The 3917-nt window shown below is 67.3% G+C and carries 4 protein-coding genes; 2 read left to right on the forward strand and 2 right to left on the reverse strand.

The annotated features are described in order from the left end of the window. On the forward strand, positions 1-463 hold a 463-nt coding region (locus tag C4301_RS09515), incomplete at its 5' end, for a S1C family serine protease (RefSeq protein WP_352414834.1). A 62-nt stretch (positions 464-525) separates the two neighbouring features. After that, positions 526-1974 carry a Mur ligase family protein gene (locus C4301_RS09520; RefSeq protein ID WP_352414836.1) on the forward strand — a complete coding sequence of 483 codons (1449 nt, stop codon included), beginning with the start codon at positions 526-528 and terminating at the stop codon, positions 1972-1974. Here C4301_RS09520 and C4301_RS09525 read toward each other — a convergent pair. Then, positions 1971-2852: an acyltransferase gene (locus tag C4301_RS09525; RefSeq protein ID WP_352414835.1), complete on the reverse strand. Its 882-nt coding sequence runs from the start codon at positions 2850-2852 to the stop codon at positions 1971-1973. The genes C4301_RS09520 and C4301_RS09525 overlap by 4 nt on opposite strands. 44 nt (positions 2853-2896) lie before the next feature. Next, a complete protein-coding gene (gene era, locus C4301_RS09530) occupies positions 2897-3799 on the reverse strand; it encodes a GTPase Era (protein WP_352414837.1) in 903 nt (300 codons plus the stop codon). Positions 3800-3917 lie beyond the last annotated feature (118 nt).

A 3917-nucleotide genomic window follows, 5' to 3' on the forward strand; every position in this document is an offset into this window, starting at 1 on the left:
GATCTCCGATGTGGTGGGCGGCCCCGGGGGCGTGGGGGGGATCGGCGTGGCCATCCCTTCGGAGCTCGTGGCGCAAAGCGTGGAGGACCTCCAACGCTACGGCATCCCCCAGCGGGGCTGGCTGGGGGCGAGCCTTCTCTCCCTGGACGAGCTGCCTCCAGTCCTCCTCAGGGCGGTGGGCCTGACCACCGCCCAAGGGGCGATGGTGGACAGGGTGGAACCGGGGGGACCCGCGGCCCGGGCAGGCCTCCGGGGGGCCCAGAGGGACACGCAGGGGCGGCTGGTCGAACTGGGGGATGTCATCCTGGCGGTGAACGGCCGTCCGGTGCAGGGCAAGGCGGAGGTGGTCCAGCTCCTTGCCCGCTACCGCCCAGGGGACAAGGTCCGGCTCACCCTCTGGCGGGAGGGGCGGCGGATCGAGGCCGCCTTGACCATGGTGGCCCGGCCCCGGTCCGCGCCTTAAGCCCCCGCGCCCTTGGACCAGGGGTATGCTAGACCGAGAAGGGGGTGGCTCGAGTCCCCACCATGACCCTCAAGGACCTCCTCGCCCCTTATGGTCCCTTCCCCCCCCTTCCCGTCCGGGGCCTGGCGTTGGACTCGAGGCGGGTGGAGCCCGGGTATCTTTTCTTCGCCCTCCCCGGGGTGGCCCTGCCCCACCGGAAGCCCCTGGACGGGCACGACTTCATTCCCGAGGCCATCCAAAGGGGTGCGGTGGCGGTGGTGGGGGAAAGGCCCCTTTCCCTCCCCGTTCCCTACCTGCGCGTAAAGGACGGCCGGAAGGTTTTGGCCGAGGTGGCGGCCCGGTTTTACGGCCATCCGGAAAAGCGGCTCGTCCTCCTCGGGGTGACGGGCTCCAAGGGAAAGAGCACCACCAGCGCGCTTTTGCACCACCTGCTGGAGAAGGCGGGCTTCAAGGCGGCGCTGCTTTCCACCGTGGGTTGGCGCTTTGGCCAGTCGGAGGCCCCCGGGGTCGGCCATTTCACCACCCCGGAGGCTCCGGAGGTCTACAGCTTTTTAGCCCAGGCCCAAGGGCAGGGCCTCACCCACGCGGTCTTGGAGATCTCGAGCCACGCTTTGGCCCTCAAGCGGGTGGAGGGCCTTTCCTTCCAGGTGGGGGTTTTCGTGAACTTCTACTCCGACGACCACCTGGACCTCCACGGCACGCCGCAGGCCTACTTCCAGGCCAAGGCCCTCCTTTTAGAGCGCTCCAAGCAGGCGGTGATCAACCAGGCCCTCCTGGACTCCCCCTTTGCCCCCCTCCTTCCGGCCAAGCCCCACCTGGCCTTCGGGAAGGCGGGAGGTCTTTGGGCCACCCATCTGGAGGAAACCCCCCAGGGCCTCGCCTTTACCCTAAAAACCCCCTGGGGCAGCGGGAGGGGCCGGCTTCCCCTCCTTGGGGCGTACAACCTGGAAAACGCCCTGGCAGCGGCCGGCGCGGGGCTTCTTCTGGGGATCCCTTTGCCGGTCCTCCTCGAGGGGCTCGCCGCCTTCCCCGGTCTACCCGGCCGGATGGAGGTGGTTCAGGAAACCCCCTTCCGGGTGGTCATCGACTTTGCCCACACGGGCAGAAGCCTGGAAGCGGCCTTGACCACGCTTAGGAAGACGACCCAAGGCCGCCTCCTCCTCGTGGTGGGGGCGGCGGGGGAGCGGGACCCAAACCGGCGGAGGGAGATCGCCAAGGTGGCCGCCCGCCTGGCGGACAAGAGTTTCTTCACCGAGGAGGACCACCGCACCGAACCCTTAGAGGCCATCCTCGAGGCCATGGCCGAGGCCGCCCGCCAGGAAGGAGGGGTGTTTGCCCTGGTGCCCAACCGGCGGGAGGCCATCCGGCAAGCCCTGAGGGCGGCGCGGCCCGGCGACACCGTCCTTTTGGCGGGCAAAGGGCATGAGCGCACGTTGGAGCGAGGCACGCTCACCCTACCCTGGAACGAAAAGGAGGAGGCGCTTAAGGCCCTGGCCGAGCTCGGGCTCTAGGCCTCCCGGGTGCCGAAGCCTGGGGGGAGGAAGTCCGGGTAGTCGGGGTTGCCCTTGCGGTCGGGCAGCCGGGGGATGAGGTCGGACGGGTGGGGCTCCTGGCGGCGGCAATAGGGGCAGTCGGGCCGGACCTTGTACCGGACGGGCCGGGCGGGGATGCCCAGGGCGATGGCGTGGGGGGGGACATCCCGGGTGACCACCGCGCCGGTGCCCACCATGGCGTCGTCCCCGATCCGGACCCCCGCCAGGATGGTGGCGTGGTAGGTGATCCGGACCCCGCTTCCGATGACCGTCTGCTTCAGGGTGACGTCGGGGGAGGCCAGGACGTGGTGGGTGTGGCTGTAGACGTTCACATAGTCCGAAAGGCTCGTCTTGTCCCCGATGACAATACCCCCGATATCGTCCAGAAGTACGTACCGGTGAACCACCACGTCATCCCCCAGCTCGAGGTTGTACCCCACGGAGAACTCCACGTTCTGGAAAAACTTGGGATTCCGCCCCACCCGCTTGAAGATAAAGGGCGCAAGCACCCGGCGGATGGCCACCCCGGAGTGGACGGACTGGCCGAGGGGGGTAAGGTCCAGCACCTTCCAGAACCAGAGGAGGGGCTTCACCTTTTGGAACTTCTCCTGGTCGGTGGCGGCGTAGTACTCCGCCTCGAAGGTGACGCCCTCCGGGTCTAAGGCCAAAGCCGCCAGGGGGTTCTTCTCCACGAGGTCGGGGTACGGAAGGGCGTAAAGGAGCCGGGAAAGCTCCTCCCGCACCAGGGCGCTTCGGTCCAGGCTAGGGTCGGAAAGGGCCTCCTCGAGCCGGCCCACATACCGCTCCAGCGCCTTTTCGTGCAGGGGGCTGATGCTCCGAGGGATGAGCCAGGGCATACCCCACACCTTAGCGCAAACCCTGCACGAAGATGGGGCGAAGCTTACGAACGGTAGCCGAGCTCCCGCAGGGCCTCGGGGTCCTTGCGCCAGTTGGGGTAGACCTTGACCTCCAGGTCTAGGTAGACCCGCCGGCCGAGGAGGGCCTCCAGCTGCTTCCTCGCCGCCTGGCCGATCTCCTTGAGCTTCCTGCCCCCCTGGCCGATGAGGATGGGTTTGTGGGAGGGGCGCTCCACGTAGATCACCGCCTTGAGGTAGAGCATGCCGTTTTCCCGCTTGGCCACCTCCTCTGTCTTCACGGCGATGGCGTAAGGCACCTCCTCCCACAGGCGCTTCATCGCCTCCTCCCGGACGATCTCCGCCGCCCAGTCCTCAAAGGACTGGTCGCTTTTGGCAAAGTCCTCGGGGTAGAAGAAGGGGCCCTCGGGAAGAAGGGCCAAAAGCTCCGCCTTAAGCCCCGCCACCTGGCGGGGGTCTAGAGCGGAAAGCTTTCTCACCTCCGCCTCGGGAAGGAGGGCATGGTAAGCCTTAAGGGCCTCCTCGGGGTACCTGGCCTCGTCCAGCTTGTTCCCCACAAGGAGAATGGGGACCTTCCCCACCAGGCTCTTTAGGGCCTGGGCCACCCGCTCGTCCTCCCGGGTGGGGGGGTGGCGGAGGTCCACCACAAAGACCACCGCGTTCACATCGGAAAGCGCCTCGAAGACCTCCTGATCCATAAACTCCCCCAAGGCGTCCTCGGGCTCGTGAAGGCCCGGGGTGTCCACGAAGACGATCTGCCGGTTGCCCTCCGTGAGGATACCCCTAAGCCGCTTCCGGGTGGTCTGGGGCTTGGGGCTAATGGGGGCGACCTTGGCCCCCAGAAGGGCGTTCAAAAGCGTGGACTTGCCCACGTTGGGCTTGCCCACGATGGCCACGAACCCGGAATAGGTCTTTCCCTCAAGGGGCACCTCGCTCACAGCTGTCCAGTATACTCCACCTCCGTGGACCCCCTTTCCCTCGCCCTTACACCTGGGATCGGCCCCAGGCGGCTGATGGAGATCTTGCAGGCGGAAGACCCCCTCGAGG

The sequence above is a fragment of the Thermus sp. genome, from assembly GCF_040290245.1.
Classification (GTDB): domain Bacteria; phylum Deinococcota; class Deinococci; order Deinococcales; family Thermaceae; genus Thermus_A.

Coding starts and splice junctions, on each gene's coding strand:
- C4301_RS09520 (WP_352414836.1), top strand. CDS start 526: ATGACCCTCAAGGACCTCCTCGCCCCTTATGGTCCCTTCCCCCCCCTT.
- C4301_RS09525 (WP_352414835.1), bottom strand. CDS start 2,852: ATGCCCTGGCTCATCCCTCGGAGCATCAGCCCCCTGCACGAAAAGGCG.